This window comes from Pedobacter sp. Hv1 (assembly GCF_001412215.1).
In the GTDB taxonomy this organism is placed as follows: Bacteria; Bacteroidota; Bacteroidia; order Sphingobacteriales; family Sphingobacteriaceae; genus Pedobacter.
In genome coordinates, this window is sequence record NZ_LLWP01000002.1 from 140,361 (window position 1) to 155,633 (window position 15,273).

The following is a 15,273-nucleotide window of genomic DNA, read 5'->3' on the forward strand; positions in this document are numbered from 1 at the left end:
CCCAAAATACAATTCATCATTCATATTAAACACTTCTAAAGCAAATACCAAAATCCATTAAGAAAAAGTACTATTCAATATTCTTCAATATTTCCATAGCAACAGCTCTCGCCATTAATGGTGGCACTGCATTACCCACTAAAGTATATTGAGGAACTTCCGTTTTTCTTTTATCACCACCAGTTGAACGTTTGCCTTGAAATACAAATGAATCATCAAAAGATTGCAACCTAGCCATTTCCCTAACTGTTAATGATCTTGGGCTTGCATAATGAATATAATCATCGGCAATGGTCATAATAGTAGAACTTTGAGAATCAGGTTTTAATACATTATAATTTCTTTTTTCCGAATCCAATCCTTTAGATTTTAATTTTTCTTTTGCAGTTTCGTAGTTCCCCTCATCAAGTATTATCTGTAACCTATTTATCACCTCTTGGTTTTGCTTGCTAGTTTTATGATTATGAAGAGGGGCCACTTGATGTGCCAAGATATTCTTTAACTCTTCTGCATTTCTAACATAGAATGGATTTTTAGCATTTAAAAATCGATTAGTTAACCTTCCATTCTTCGACCAGTCAGCATAAGTTAACCCTGCTTGCAAATCAACATCACCATTTATTTTTCTTTTACGCAAAAGAGATGTCATTTTTTCAGTTGAGCCATTATGCCTTGCTTTAAGATCAATATCTTCGTAATCAAACTTCTCATCATTGTTACCAACAAAATCCAAATCATATAATGCTTCAAAAACGGTAACCTTATCTTTTGCATTAACGGTTGTAGGTATACTATGTATCATTTTCTGATCCTTTCTACAGCCAATAAATAAAACACGTTCGCGATTTTGAGGCACTCCATAATTAGAAGCAAGTGCTACAAATGGCTGATCAATTTTGTATAACCTGATGTGGGATAGAATTTCTTCAAACTCTACTTCTTTATTTAGATTCTTAACATAAGGGTCTAATCCAGATATGCATTGATCAAAAGAATAACTAAAAATCTCTAGAGACTTTATTATCTGAGATACTTCTTCGTTGTGTGATGAGGATCTTAACTTATTAAATGCCAACTGCACTTTTTCAACTATCGATTCCGGTTCAATAGAAGTAAGAAAATTATCAAAATCAGCTGCAAAAAAATCATTATCTAGATTATTAAAAGCTTTTTCATTGATCACTTTCTTTCTCAGATAAGCAAGCTCAGTAGTTCTTTTGAGTAGATTAAACCCATGTCGAATTGTACTAATATTTGGATCAGTTTTGCTCGTTTTATAATCTACAATTTTAGGAACTAGTATTTTAAACTTATTTTCAACTGTTTGAATATATTTTTCTCTTACTGCTTCAATATCTTTCTCTAAAGTAGTCTCAAACTGCAATCTTAACAGATAACTATCTAATATAAACAGATCTTCTTTATGAACTTTTTTTATCCTAGCTATAAAACCTATAAGTTGATGAAATTCTTTCAAATCTACTATTGACTTGATTTCTTGTAAAATCATCTCCTTAATTTTACCACCTTCCTTTGTCAAAATACCTTTAACGTTTTCCATTACAAAGTATTTAGGCCTTAATTTTTTAATTACATTTAGATAATTTGCAAAGAGATCATCCTTCTTATCGAATTTTTTTCTTTTGCCTGCTAAGCTAAAACTTTGACAGGGTGGTCCACCACAAACAACATCTACATTTTTATCACCAATTTTGCCTAATAAATTCTCCAGAAAATCAGGCTCGGTAATATCTTGTTTTAAGAATTCTGCACTTAAACCTAATTGATAATTATATCTGGCCAAATGTGTTAATTCACAGTTTTCGTTAATATCACTTCCTAAAAGGAAATCATAATACATATTCGCATGCTCCGCCTGAAGAAAGCCTTCACTAAAACCTCCCGCTCCTGCAAATAAATCTACCAAAGTAATTGCAGTTTTACCTTCGTAAAAAGCCAAATCTTCTTCGACTATTCTAATACCTGTATTGGCTCTACGCCCACTAACCAAAGAAGAGATTTTCTCTTTTAGTTTAACATCAGTTAATTGGCTATGTGGAGTTGTTTCTAAGTGTTTCTCTATTTCTACTTTTAAAAACAATAGAAATTTATTGATAGCATTATATCCATATAAAGAATCTTTTACAACTTGATTTTTGTTATCCCAATCTTTCTTTTTTATTTTTTCACCAGTAAAAACTTTTACTTGTATATCTTTTTGCCTAATAACTAGGTAGATGGGAAATTTATTGCTTTTATCAGCCTTATCAAGGTAAAATTTAACATTTATCATATAACGGACAAATTTACGGACACGAACAAATCTACGGACATAATTGAAAAATGCAAATATTTTTAGCAAAATAAATATGAGTATTTATCAACAATTTCGAATTTGTTTATTCAGCTCTATTAGGTATACTACCTATCCTAGCCGTCTCCAAATACAACGCTACCTGATTTACACAAGCCGCTATATTTTCCTTTACCTCATGCTCCCAAAAGCGCATTACCGCAAAACCCATACTTTGAAGCTGTTGGTTTACAAACTGGTCTCGTTGTTGGTTACGTGCTATCTTGGGTATCCAAAAAGCGGCATTGGTTTTTGGCTTACGCAGGTGCCAGTTATAGCCATGCCAAAAATCGCCATCAACAAATATGACCAGTTTGTACTTCTCTATTACGAGATCTGGCCTGCCGGGCAAATCTTTTCTATGGATACGGAAACGGATGTGCTGTGCCCATAAGGCCCTACGGAGCAAGAGTTCTGGCAGGCTATTTTTGCCCCTAATCTTAGACATGGTTTTGCTGCGCTGCTTGGTGGTGTAAAAACCTGCACTTTCTTCAAAACGGGGCACCTTAATTACATCTTCTTGTATAGGGTAGGGTTTGTTCATTATTGTTAAACACCAACAGACGGGCATTGTTTATAAGGCCTAAATTTAAGCCAATAAAAACAAAAATCAAACCCTGTTACTTCACCTCACAACCCACCCGCTCAAACACAAACCTGCCTTTATTGTAATCAATGGGTATATTTTTATCAAAATAGCCTGAGCCCCAAAGCGTCATGATTTCGCCAATGCCCATGGTTAAGGTGTTCTCCTTTTTTAATAGCGCAATTGGGTTTTTGTACCATTTATCTACATTGTTTAACTTAAAAGAGAAATTACCTCTTAAGGTATCACCTTTCATTATTGCTTTAACTGGTCCTTGGTAATGGTTTTTGTTGGCGTAGCTGAATTCCATTTCGCCTAAAATATTTTTCTCTGCGGTATCTAATTTCAACCAAGCGGTGTCTGCTTTGTCTATTGCGATGTAACAGACTGTATGTTTTTCGTCAATTTTGGTTTTAAATGGTTTGGGTTGGCTACAGCTAAATAAAAGAATGGTTAGGACACTTAACAATAAGGTTGGTTGGTTTCTTTTCATGTTAATGGGTTAGGTTTAGATTGACATTTGCACTAAGGATGCCAAAACCTAATAGATTACATAAATTAATATTTTAAAAATTATAAAACATTAAGAAAGATTAATTCAAATTACTTAGGTGGCTAATTCATCATCCCAGAAACCTATTTTAAAACATTAAGGCATTAAGAAAAGTTAACTCAGGTTACTTAGGTGGTTAATTTTCACCATCTCAGATACCTAAGAACAGCTTAGGAGTAGATGTTTGTCAGTCTGAGCCTGTCGAAAACTAGTTGGTAAATTTAGATTAAACATTTTTACTTACACGATAAACCTCTTAACTTCTTAATGTTTAAACCCCTTAAGGTAATTTAATTACACAGCCAGTTTGTTTAAATACAAACCTACCTCTGTTGTAATCTATCGCTTTCTTTTCATCAAAAAATGGCGAGCCCCAAATCAGGTTGATATCGCCCACCCCCATGGTTAATGTTGCATCTTTTTTAAGAAAAGCCACTGGGTTTCTGTACCATTTATCTATGTTGTTTACTTTAAAATCGTAATGGCCTTTTAGGGTATCGCCCTTAATAGCTGCCTTAATCTGGCCTACATAATGTTTTTTATTGTCATAGTTAAATTCTAAAAGACCTAAAACTTCGTGTCCGGCGGTGTCTATGCTAAGCCAAGCAGTGTCTGTTTGGTCTATAGCAGTATAACAAATGGTAGTTTTTTGGTCCATCTGGTCTCTAATGTCTTTTTGTTGCTTGCAACTAGCCAGCAGCACAATAGACAGGATACTTAACAAAAGATATAGGCTATTTTTTTCCATGTTTAATTAGTAATTGAACTAAAGATGCCAAAACCTAAAAGTTTACATAAATTGATGTTTTAAAACATTAAGGCATTAAGAACAGCTAAGGTTTTTCTGAGCATATTTTTTTCACCATCTCAAAAACTTATCTTAAAACATTAAGGCGTTAAGAAAGTTTAACTCAGGTTATTTAATTGGTTATTTTTCACCATCTCAGACACCTAAGAACAGCTTAGAATTAACAATTTAAGCTAAACACTATGTGTTACTATGTGCCTATGTGGTGTTTACAATTGGATAACATCACACGATTACTTAGCTTAACTTAGGTGGTTAATTTTTACCATCTCAGAAACCTATCTTAAAACATTAAGGCATTAAGAAGGGTTAACTCAGGTAGCTTAGATAGTAAAATCCTTAATTTCTTAATGTTAAAACCGGCACTTAGCTTAACCCAGATACCTTACGTGACAAAACTCTTAATTTCTTAATGTTAAAAATGGCAGTAATAAAATTCTTCAATCATCCCTACAACAATCCCTTCAGTTTTACCCAAACATTTTCGGCCAGTATTTTATCGCCTTCAGCTGTTGGGTGTATCCCATCGGCCTGATTAAGCTTAGGCACACCCCCTACTTTATCTAACAGAAAAGGAATAAGTTCTATTTTGTTCTGCGCAGCCAACTTCGGAAACATTTCTTTAAAGCTATTGGCATAAGTACTGCCCATATTTGGTGGCACCTGCATACCAGCCAACACCATTTTAACATTGGGGTACTTGGTTTTAACCTGATCAATAATAAACTGTAGGTTTTTGGTGGTTTCGGCTACCGGAATACCCCTTAAACCATCGTTGGCACCTAACTCCAACACAAAAATATCTATAGGTTGTTTCAGTAACCAATCTATACGCCCCTTGCCGCCAGCAGAGGTTTCGCCACTTAAGCCCCCATTAATTACCTTATAAGGTAGTTTTAACGAATCAATCCGGTTCTGGATCAATGCCGGATAAGCCTCCGTTGGGTCTAAACCATAACCTGCAGTAAGGCTGGTTCCAAAAAAGAGGATATGTTTCAAGGCCGCTGTTTTTTCGGTCTGGTTTGCAGTACTATCTGCCAATGTTTTGGCTTTGTCATTTTTTGTATTAGTACAGGCCATTAAAAGGGCTGCTAAAACAAGTATGGCTATTAAACGTTTTCGTAACATATCTATTTATTCTATCTCTAATCATCAAAACCCATTATCTTTAACAGGTAAACCGAATTAATGTTTGTATTTCAAATATAGCTAAAACTTAAATAAGCATGCCATTAGAAAGTATTCTCGAGATTAAAAACGTAAGCAAGATCTATCAAAGTGCACACCATAACCTAACCGTTTTAAATGAAGTCAATTTTGTAATTAACAAAGGTGCTACCGTAGCCATTACAGGCCCATCTGGTAGCGGAAAAACCACTTTACTAGGCTTATGCGCTGGTTTAGATAGAGCTACTACCGGAGCAGTTACTTTAAATGGTATTGAGTTGACCAATTTGAGCGAAGACCAAAGAGCCGCAGTACGTAACCAGTATGTAGGTTTTATCTTCCAAAATTTTCAGCTCTTGCCTACCCTTACCGCTTTAGAGAATGTAATGGTGCCACTAGAATTAAGAGGTGCTAAAAATAGCAAGGCCCATGCCTTAGACCTTTTAGATAAAGTAGGTTTGGCCGAACGTGCGGGCCATTACCCAGTACAGCTTTCTGGTGGCGAACAGCAAAGAGTTTCATTAGCTAGGGCTTTTTCCAATCAGCCTGCTCTACTTTTTGCCGATGAGCCAACCGGTAATCTAGATAGCGAAACGAGTGAAAAGGTGATCAAACTTTTGTTCGATTTGAATAAAGATGCAGGTACTACCTTGGTTATTGTAACCCACGATCTGGAACTTGCCGCTAGAACAAACCGAATTATTAAAATTAAAGGTGGCCATATCATCGCCGATGAAAACCAACAACATGCCTAAACCTACCATCGAAAATCAACGCATTGGCATGGCTTGGCTATTGCTAATGGCTTGGCGAGACAGTCGCAAAAACCGTTCTAGGTTGCTACTCTTTATTTCGTCTATTGTATTGGGCATTGCCGCACTGGTGGCCGTCTATTCATTTAAAGACAATTTACAACGCGATATAGACGCACAGGCCAAAGAACTAACAGGTGCCGATCTTATTGTAGAGAGCAGAAGAGCCGTTACCTCTAAAACACAACAGCTTTTGGCCCAAATGGGCGATGATCGATCTGAAGAAAGGTCTTTTGCCTCTATGATCTATTTTATAAAAAGCCAGGGAAGCAGGTTGGTACAAATTAAGGCTTTACAAGGTAAATACCCTTATTATGGCGCAATAGAAAGTAGTCCTACCACAGCGGCCAGCACTTTTCAAAATGGCAGAAACGCTTTGGTAGACCAAACCTTAATGCTCCAATTCAATGCCAAAACCGGCGATTCGATTAAAGTAGGCAACCTCAACTTTGCCATTGCTGGGGTTTTAAACAAAGCACCTGGGCAAACAGGTATTTCGGCTTCGGTGGCCCCTACCGTATATATTCCCTTAACCTATCTAGAAAAAACAGGACTTACCCAAATTGGTAGTCGCATTACCTACAGGTATTATTATTTGTATAAAAATGCCGATTCGTTAGCGCAAACAATTAAAAAACTAGAACCCAAACAAGAAAAAGAAGGTTTAGATATTGAAACTGTAGCCTCTAGAAAGGAACAAACAGGTCGTTCTTTTAGAGACATGAGCCGTTTCTTAGCGCTGGCAGGTTTTATTGCCCTATTGCTAGGTTGTATTGGTGTGGGCAGTGCCATCCATGTATATATCCAAGAAAAATTAAGTGCCATTGCTACCCTGCGTTGTTTGGGCTTAAAGGCTAGGCATGCATTTTTCATCTACCTGATCCAGATTTCTTTTATTGGTTTAATTGGTGCAGTGCTCGGTGCTGTATTAGGCACTTTAATCCAGTTTCTGCTACCCTTGGTACTAAAAGATTTTTTACCCATTACCATTAACATGCAAATATCATGGTTGGCCATTGGGCAAGGGATTATTTTAGGCCTCATCATTTCCGTGTTATTTGCCTTACCTTCTTTACTTGCTGTACGTAAAATATCACCCTTAAATGCCATTAGAGCATCTTTTGAGCATACTGCAACCAAAAGAGATCCTTTAAAATGGTTGGTTTACCTTTTAATGGTGGTTTTTGTATTTGGTTTTACCTACCTACAAATGCGAGGCTGGGTACAAACCATAGCTTTTACCATTAGCATAGGCATTGCATTTTTGTTATTAATGGCATTTTCTAAGTTGCTGATGTTTTTGGTGCGCAAGTTTTTACCCATGCAGTTAAGTTATTTATGGCGCCAAGGCTTTGCCAATTTGTATCGCCCTAACAACCAAACCTTAATGCTTACGGTATCTATTGGTTTATCTACTGCCTTTATCTGTACCTTATTTTTTGTACAAGGTATATTAATCAAAAGGGTAACCTTATCGTCTGGTGCCAATCAGCCCAACATGGTTCTGTTCGACATCCAGAATACACAAAAAGAGGCATTAAACACTTTAACCAAATCGTACAAGCTCCCTTTAATGAATCAGGTTCCGGTAATTACCATGCGGATTGAAGAAATAAATGGTAAAAAAATAGACGCAGATAGTACCAATGCAAGGGCATTTAGAGGTGAGATTAGAGCTACTTATCAGGATACTCTTACCACAGCAGAAAAAATAACAGATGGGGTTTGGACAGGCAAGGTCGAATCGGCCATGGCGCCTATCTATATCTCTTTAGATCAAGATTATGCCCGAAGGATTAAGGTAAAACTGAACGATCAGATTTTGTTCAATGTGCAGGGCATGTTAATCGCCACTAAAGTAGGTAGTTTAAGAGAGGTAAATTGGGGTCGTATGCAAACCAATTTCAGAGTGGTTTTTCCTACTGGTGTGCTAGAATCTGCACCACAATTTCATGTATTAATGACAAGGGTACCTTCTAAAACCGTTTCGGCAGAGTTTCAAGGTGCGGTGGTTAGGGCATTCCCCAATGTTTCGGTTATAGATCTAGATCTGGTGCTACAGTTATTAGATGAAATTTTAGACAAAATTGGTTTCGTAATTCGCTTTATGGCTGGCTTTAGTATGGCCACAGGGTGGATTGTGCTCCTCTCTGCCGTGCTCACCAGCAAAAACCAACGCATTAAAGAAAGCATTTTATTGCGCACTTTAGGAGCCAGTAGAAAACAGGTATTGGTAATTAATGCCATCGAATACTTCTTTTTAGGTGTTTTTGCCGCTGGTGCTGGCTTAATTCTGGCATTGGGTAGCAGCTGGCTCTTGGCCAAGTTTAGTTTCGAGGCTGCTTTTGCCCCACCACTATTGCCCATCTTTGCTCTTTTTGCCACCGTAGTTGGCCTAGTTGTAATTACTGGTGTTTTAAGTACAAGAAACGTGTTGAACCAACCGCCGTTAAAGATTTTGAGAAGTGAGGGATAGGGGGAATGGGAAATAGGAAATAGAGAATGGTAAGGGGAATGGTAAATAGGGAATAGAAAGTGGGAAATAGGGAATAGATTGTATACTATAAATTAAAAAAGAATCTGGTGCGCAATAATTTTTTAGCGAATTAGGTTCAAAAAATCAACCTATTCCCTATTTCCAATTCCCTTAACACCCTGGCTTTCTAGCCAAAATACTTTTTTAACAGATTAAGGTAACCAACCTATTCCCTATTTCCTATTTACTATTATCTTAATATCCTAGCTTTCTAGCCATATAATTTCTTTACTTGATAATATTTGGTTATTTTGTAGGTTCGCTCATTTTTAGATAGAATTGATATGAAATTTGCACACACCGTAAAGCAAAAAACAAAAATTGCTGCCTTACTTTTTGGAGTAATGGCCTGTACCATCTTAATTAGATTTTTAGAGGATAAAAGTATCAAGAGCATGAACAACGCTTTTATCTCTTTGTATAACGATAGGCTAATTCCGGCAACTGATTTGTTTTATCTGGCCGAGAATCTTTATGCCAAACGTTACATTTTGGAGGCTTTTATCGAGCATCAGCCTAAAAAGGAAAGTGAGCACGAGCTATTGCAACGTTTGGTTAAACACGATGCCAACATCAATTCTTTATTGCAGAAATACGAAAAGACCTTTTTAACACAGCAAGAAAAAACCTATTTGGCAGAGCTGAAGGCTAAACTGAAAGAAAACAAAACTATAGAAGACCGAATTATTGCCGCAGAAACCACTCAGGCCAACGGGGCTACCAAATCGTTATTCGAAACTACTGGCCTGGATTCTTTCAACAGCATTAACAGCAAATTGGCAGAATTAACGCAGCTACAAACCAAAGTTGGCGAAGAATTGATGAAAGATTCCAAATATTTGGTCTCTGGTAGCAAGTTATATTCAGGTATTCAGTTTGCTTTGGCCATTGTAATCGGGATTTTAATCGTCTCAATTATCTTCGCTTCTAATGTGGTAAAAACTACTAATCAGAAGTTTAACCTAAATTAAGACTGTGCTAAAAAAGCGAAATCAGAGAATATGAAAATAATCCTTGTTATTTAGCCTTGCATTTGATAGATTTGCATCCCGCTGAATAAGCAAATGCCCAGCTGGCGGAATTGGTAGACGCGCTGGTCTCAAACACCTGTGGGAAACCGTGCCGGTTCGACTCCGGCGCTGGGTACGTAAAAAAGCCTTCGAGAAATCGGAGGCTTTTTTTGTTTTAAATCTTTTCTGGCTATTTAACAATAGCAACAATCTGTACAAACACTCAATCCTCTCCTTTTGAGCAGTTTTTCGCTCTCAAACCTCCCATTTTGGATTTATTTACAAAGTTTACATTTTTATTTACAATCCAAATCGCTTAACCGCTAAGGCTTCAGAGTAGTTTTGTGGTATCAAAAAGTTAGAAAAAATCAAAACCATCATCTTTCTCAATTGATGAGCAATCAATTTAATTTCCGTAATATGAACAACAAATTATCAACCTTAATTTTAATCATTACTCCTTTCTTCTTCGCTTGCAGTGGATCTGTAAAAAACGAAAATAAAAACAAGGCATCGGCAAGTGCCTTATCCTTACATGTTGACGATGAAAAATATATTCCAATAGATACGAAACAAAGTGTAGTAACATGGAAAGGTGCTAGTTTAATGGGTTCAAATAGTCATACTGGGTATGTCTATCTATCACAAGGAGAATTGATGATCGAAAAAGGCCAACTTGTAGGTGGTACAATTGAAGTAGACATGAATACCATTGAAGATAAAGACCACGGGCGTGATAATAACCTAGTTAAGCACTTAAAAGATCCCGATTTTTTTGAGGTTAACAAATTCCCGTTTGCTACAATTGCCATTACCAAGGTTACCTCATTAAATGCCGATGATAAAGAAATTACAGGAAACCTCACCATCAAAGGCATCACACATCCCGTTACTTTTACTGCCAAAATAGCAGTTAAGAACGGAATTATCGAAGCGACTGGCAAGCTGATCATCGATCGAACAAAATGGGATGTCCGCTATAAATCACAAAAGTTTTATGATCTTGTAGCCAATCAAGCTATTTCAGATGATATTGAGTTCCATATAAAGGTGGTAACAAAGCCATAAATAAGGTGGCTTGGTGTAAGCTTTTTAACTTATAGACCAAATTGCTAAAGAAAGGGAATTGTTAAACACTAATACAACATCAACTTCATCTAATATTTGTATAGATTGCAACCTTGATCTACAAAAATTCGTCTTTTATATATGAAAAGAACCCTTGGAATACTGTTGATAGTAAGTTTAGCCCTCCACCTACCCGCACAAGAAAAATTAACTGCCCAAGATAGTATCAAAGTATTTTACGATCAACTTTTTTCGGCCTTAAAAATTGGATACTTACACAAACAAACGGTGAATTGGAAACTTGTTGAAGCTGAAACCAAGCAGCGTTTAGCAGCATATCGCAACTTTAAAAACTCATTAGACGAAATTAAGCCATTGTTCGACAAAATAGGCGCTACCCATTGCACCGTATTCGATCAACAAAATAGATACACCTCTACAGCAAAGATCATATCAAAAGAAGACTACAGTACACAATGGCAAAAGAAATACGACACCAAACCTGGTTTTGAAGCCAAAGTGCTCAATGGAAAGTATGGCTACATTTTAATGCCACGTATGCTGTTTTTCGACACAAGTGCAGCCAACATTCATCAAATAGCCCAGCCTTTATATGATCAGATTGCCGATATCAAAACCAAGCATCAAATTGAAGGCTGGATGATCGATCTACGTTTTAATACTGGAGGCAACTCAACACCAATGCTTTTGGCCTTATATGATTTTCTGGGCGATAATGAGGTTTGGGGTTCACTTAATCTCAACAAAAAAACAGAACGTAGCGCTAAACTGAAAAAAGGAAAATACATCGACCGGTCTAAAACAGAACCCTTTATTAATCCTAGTGGCGCCCTGTTAGACCAAGCAAAAGTGGCCGTAATTACCGGCATATTTACCGCAAGCGCTGGAGAGGTAACTGCATTGGCATTTAAAGGCAGGCCTCATACCATATTTATCGGAGAAAGCACTTATGGAGCTACTACTGGAAATGTGATGTGGCCTTTACCTTTTGAAATGACCATGGCTTTAACAACCTCTTACGATAGCGATAGAAACGGCAACTACCACGAAAAAATTATTCCAGATATCACTATTCTAAAGCAAGACAATTATGATGAGCTGCTTTTAGATCAAAAAATTCAGGAAGCCATTAAATGGATAACGAACAAATCGTAAAAAGCTAAAACTTTAGCAGTTTGTAACACTATTGAGATCAAACTTAAAATTTAAAGTCTCCATACACTAAATAGGAAACATCTAGTGTTTACGTTAGGTTTATGATACGTTTTGTTTATTTTAGCCAATAGATCAACCCTTTTATACTCCTTGCCATGAGACTTTTTTTACTTTCCTTAACTTGCTTATTCCCTCTTTTTAGCATTGCCCAAAACAACTATCAGGTAAACGCACAAATTAGCAACCTTAAAAACGGCGACATCATTTATCTCACTTATCCAGTCGAAGGAAAGCAAATTACAGACTCTTCTATTGTTCAAAATGGAAAATTTGTTTTCAAGGGAAACCTTCAATATCCTGCACTTGCAAGTTTATACCTCAACAAAAATCCTTATGTAAAAAAAATGGCAAAGGGTGAAGTATTAGATTATGCAAGATTTTACCTCGAACCATCAAAAATTACGATAAAATCGGCCGATTCGCTAAAGAAAATGACTGTAACTGGCTCAACATCCAATACCCTTTATGCCGATTTAAAACAGATGTTGAAAGGCAACGATGATAAAATTACCGCAATGAGAAAGGAGTACAATAACTTATCGAAAGAGAAACAAAGTGATTCTATCGTATTTGCGGGTTTTCTTGCCAGAGAACAAAAACTGTTTGATGAAAATGCTGCCATCCATGTAGCTTTCGCCAATAAATACCCAAATTCTTATCTCAGCATAATTAGTTTAGCCTTTGCTGCCACTCAACCAAATATGATAACTGCTGTTGAAAAAGCCTATAAAAAAATGCCCGAACAACTTAAAAAAACGACATTGGCAAAAACTATCCCCGTTGTACTCAAATCTCATACGGCAGTAGCAATTGGACAAAATGCACCAGATTTTGGGCAACAAAATACGGATGGAAAATTGATTAAATTGTCAGATTTTAAAGGAAAATATGTGCTATTAGACTTTTGGGCTAGCTGGTGTGGGCCTTGTAGAGAAGAAAATCCAAATGTGGTAGTGGCATTTAACAAATGGAAAGATAAAAATTTTACGGTTTTGGGTATTTCTTTAGATGGCGGTGCAACCGGAACCACAAAAGAATCTTGGTTAAAAGCCATTGCTGCCGATGGCTTAACGTGGACACATCTTTCCGATTTGAAGGGCTGGGACAACCAAGTTTCAAAAGTGTATGGTATCCAAGGTATCCCAGCTAATTTTTTGATTGACCCAGCAGGAAAAATCATTGCAAAAGACCTAACCGGCAAATTGTTAAACGAAAAATTAGCAGCGATCTTTACCTCAAAATAGCAAAAAACAATAATTATTCTTGGCTTGCCCAAAAGAAAATCACCGCTAATCAAACTTAATTAAAGAATTGCTTTCCCAATTTTTAAGGCATAATCACCCAGGTCGGTCAGATTGGTATTCGATAAGATAATGATACTCAAATCGCTGTTTAAGTAATGAAACCAAACAGCATTGGCACCTGCTATTCTACCATACCTTTCCATGCGTTTGTATTTTTGCGTATCCCGAATCCAAACACTATAGCCATAATTATCTAGTCCAGGTGTTAAAAGCTGGTCTAAAGTTTCTTTTTTGATTAGTTTAAAGGCAAATAGGGCATTATTAAATTTAATCATGTCGGCAGTACAAGAATACATTGCACCAGCAGCCGAGAAGTCTTCTACATAAATTGGGATGTTTGGAATTAAATGGTCAAGGCTTTTATCCTTATAATAAGGAGTGGCAAGGTTTTTTATCAATTTATAATGAGAAAGCAATCCCGAATTGTGCATTCCTAATGGAAGAAGAATTTGTTGCGCTAAAACCTGTTCAAATGTCTTTTGATAAATAACCTCCAAGATTCGACCTAAAATCATGTATTCGCCATTGTTGTAATCGAATTTTGTTCCCGGCTCATTCACCAGCTCATTTGAACAAAAATTAGTTACGATTTCCTTTAATTGATAGGGTTTATGATAAAAGCCAATGCCATACTTCAAAAAGTTTTCGTCTTTGGCGGTATCTGTATTTTTCATTCCGGATGTATGATTCAACAACTGATGGATCGTTACTTTAGGGCCTGCTTCTCCTTTGTAATCGGGTAAATAGTCGACTATTTTTTTATTCAAATCAATTTTTCCTTGTTCAACGAGCTGAAGAATTAGAACAGCCGTAAATGTTTTGGTGAAAGAGCAAACCTGATATTTGGTGTCATTTGTAATCAATGAATTGAACGAACGTTCGGCAACGCCAAAGCTTTTGTGATAAATTATTTTTGAATTCTTTTGAATTAACACTGTTCCATTAAATTGATGTTGTGCAGCATAGGTTTCTACCAGTTGGTTAATTTGCTGCGTTTGGCCAAAGGCATAATTACTCAGTACGAAAAGGAACAATACGTTTAAAATTTTCTTCATTTTAACTAATTTAAGTTAATGATTAGACAACAATTAATTTTTTAAGTTGCATCTTCAGCAGAAATACAGTTTTTAGGCGATGAGGCTATTGCCTATATTTACGGATTGAGGCAACAACCGGAAATCCCAAACAAATTCATCAATGAAAAAAGCATTAATTTTAGTTTCTACCGTAATCATCACCAGTGCCTTAATTTACATCGTAATACATTATATCGGGATGCAGGGTTTTGCATTTGCTTGGACGCTCAATTTCATATTAATGGCCGCTGCGCTTACCTTTACCGAAACACTAAAAAGTCCACTTAATGCTACCTATTACCATGAAAAAGGATGGGAAAAAGGCGGAAAAATATACGAACAGTTGGGCATCAATTTTTTCAGAAAATTATTGATTTGGATTGGTTGGGAGAAACTGAACAAAAAATCCAATCCTGTAGCAAAGCATACCAATACCTTAATTCATCTCCATAACCGAACAAAACAGTCTGAGTTGGGTCATCTCCTTATTTTGATTATCGTTTTGGGCTTTACCATTTTTGTGGCGTTCAAATTCGGGTTTGTCAAAGCTTTGTGGTTAATCCTCTTAAATGTGTTACTCAACCTTTATCCCATTTTACTTCAACGTTACAACCGTCCACGGTTAGAAAGGGCGATCAACTTAAGTAAACGGAGATAAAAACGTTGCCATCGCCATAAAATTTTCAAACCCTCTAAGGATTGGCTCGAAACAGTGATCACTCCTTTTATTTCTCTCCTTATAATCCGATGTCTTTCCCTTATCT

Annotated in this window: 13 protein-coding genes and 1 tRNA gene; 8 read left to right on the top strand and 6 right to left on the bottom strand. The window is 36.5% G+C overall.

The features are described from left to right. Positions 1-70: 70 nt before the first annotated feature. The 5 genes from AQF98_RS04890 to AQF98_RS04910 all read right to left on the bottom strand — a co-directional run bounded on the left by AQF98_RS04890 (position 71) and on the right by AQF98_RS04910 (position 5,380). Entirely contained in the window at positions 71-2,293 is a 2,223-nt protein-coding gene (locus AQF98_RS04890) for a DNA cytosine methyltransferase (RefSeq protein ID WP_055130810.1), read from the bottom strand. A gap of 106 nt (positions 2,294-2,399) precedes the next feature. Beyond that, positions 2,400-2,897, bottom strand: a complete 498-nt coding sequence (locus AQF98_RS04895) for a very short patch repair endonuclease (protein WP_055130811.1) — start codon at positions 2,895-2,897, stop codon at positions 2,400-2,402. Between the two features lie 76 nt (positions 2,898-2,973). Then, complete coding sequence (locus AQF98_RS04900) at positions 2,974-3,432, bottom strand: hypothetical protein (RefSeq protein ID WP_055130812.1); 459 nt, start codon at positions 3,430-3,432, stop codon at positions 2,974-2,976. Positions 3,433-3,772: 340 nt separating this feature from the next. Then, on the bottom strand, positions 3,773-4,240 hold the full coding sequence (locus AQF98_RS04905) for a hypothetical protein (RefSeq protein ID WP_055130813.1): 468 nt from the start codon (positions 4,238-4,240) through the stop codon (positions 3,773-3,775). A 510-nt stretch (positions 4,241-4,750) separates the two neighbouring features. Beyond that, the gene (locus tag AQF98_RS04910) at positions 4,751-5,380 is read right to left on the bottom strand and encodes an arylesterase (protein WP_235524168.1); all 630 of its coding nucleotides are present in this window, start codon (positions 5,378-5,380) and stop codon (positions 4,751-4,753) included. 146 nt (positions 5,381-5,526) lie between these two features. Here AQF98_RS04910 and AQF98_RS04915 point away from each other — a divergent pair, with 146 nt between their 5' ends. The 7 genes from AQF98_RS04915 to AQF98_RS04945 all read left to right on the top strand — a co-directional run bounded on the left by AQF98_RS04915 (position 5,527) and on the right by AQF98_RS04945 (position 13,373). Further along, complete coding sequence (locus AQF98_RS04915; protein ID WP_055130815.1) at positions 5,527-6,222, top strand: ABC transporter ATP-binding protein; 696 nt, start codon at positions 5,527-5,529, stop codon at positions 6,220-6,222. After that, positions 6,200-8,755: an ABC transporter permease gene (locus tag AQF98_RS04920; protein ID WP_235524169.1), complete on the top strand. Its 2,556-nt coding sequence runs from the start codon at positions 6,200-6,202 to the stop codon at positions 8,753-8,755. The genes AQF98_RS04915 and AQF98_RS04920 overlap by 23 nt, the downstream gene beginning before the upstream one ends. A gap of 344 nt (positions 8,756-9,099) precedes the next feature. Continuing rightward, positions 9,100-9,786, top strand: coding sequence for an MCP four helix bundle domain-containing protein (locus AQF98_RS04925; protein ID WP_055130816.1), 687 nt, complete (start codon positions 9,100-9,102; stop codon positions 9,784-9,786). A gap of 95 nt (positions 9,787-9,881) precedes the next feature. Next, positions 9,882-9,961, top strand: a tRNA-Leu gene (locus AQF98_RS04930). 284 nt (positions 9,962-10,245) lie between these two features. Next, on the top strand, positions 10,246-10,893 hold the full coding sequence (locus AQF98_RS04935; protein WP_055130817.1) for a YceI family protein: 648 nt from the start codon (positions 10,246-10,248) through the stop codon (positions 10,891-10,893). Between the two features lie 141 nt (positions 10,894-11,034). Further along, positions 11,035-12,069: a S41 family peptidase gene (locus AQF98_RS04940; RefSeq protein ID WP_055130818.1), complete on the top strand. Its 1,035-nt coding sequence runs from the start codon at positions 11,035-11,037 to the stop codon at positions 12,067-12,069. A gap of 155 nt (positions 12,070-12,224) precedes the next feature. Next, entirely contained in the window at positions 12,225-13,373 is a 1,149-nt protein-coding gene (locus AQF98_RS04945) for a TlpA disulfide reductase family protein (protein WP_055130819.1), read from the top strand. Positions 13,374-13,432: 59 nt separating this feature from the next. On the opposite strand, the gene AQF98_RS04950 is transcribed toward AQF98_RS04945, so the two are convergent. Next, the gene (locus AQF98_RS04950; protein WP_055130820.1) at positions 13,433-14,488 is read right to left on the bottom strand and encodes a serine hydrolase; all 1,056 of its coding nucleotides are present in this window, start codon (positions 14,486-14,488) and stop codon (positions 13,433-13,435) included. Positions 14,489-14,630: 142 nt separating this feature from the next. Here AQF98_RS04950 and AQF98_RS04955 point away from each other — a divergent pair, with 142 nt between their 5' ends. Next, on the top strand, positions 14,631-15,167 hold the full coding sequence (locus AQF98_RS04955) for a hypothetical protein (RefSeq protein WP_055130821.1): 537 nt from the start codon (positions 14,631-14,633) through the stop codon (positions 15,165-15,167). The last annotated feature ends 106 nt before the right edge of the window (positions 15,168-15,273 follow it).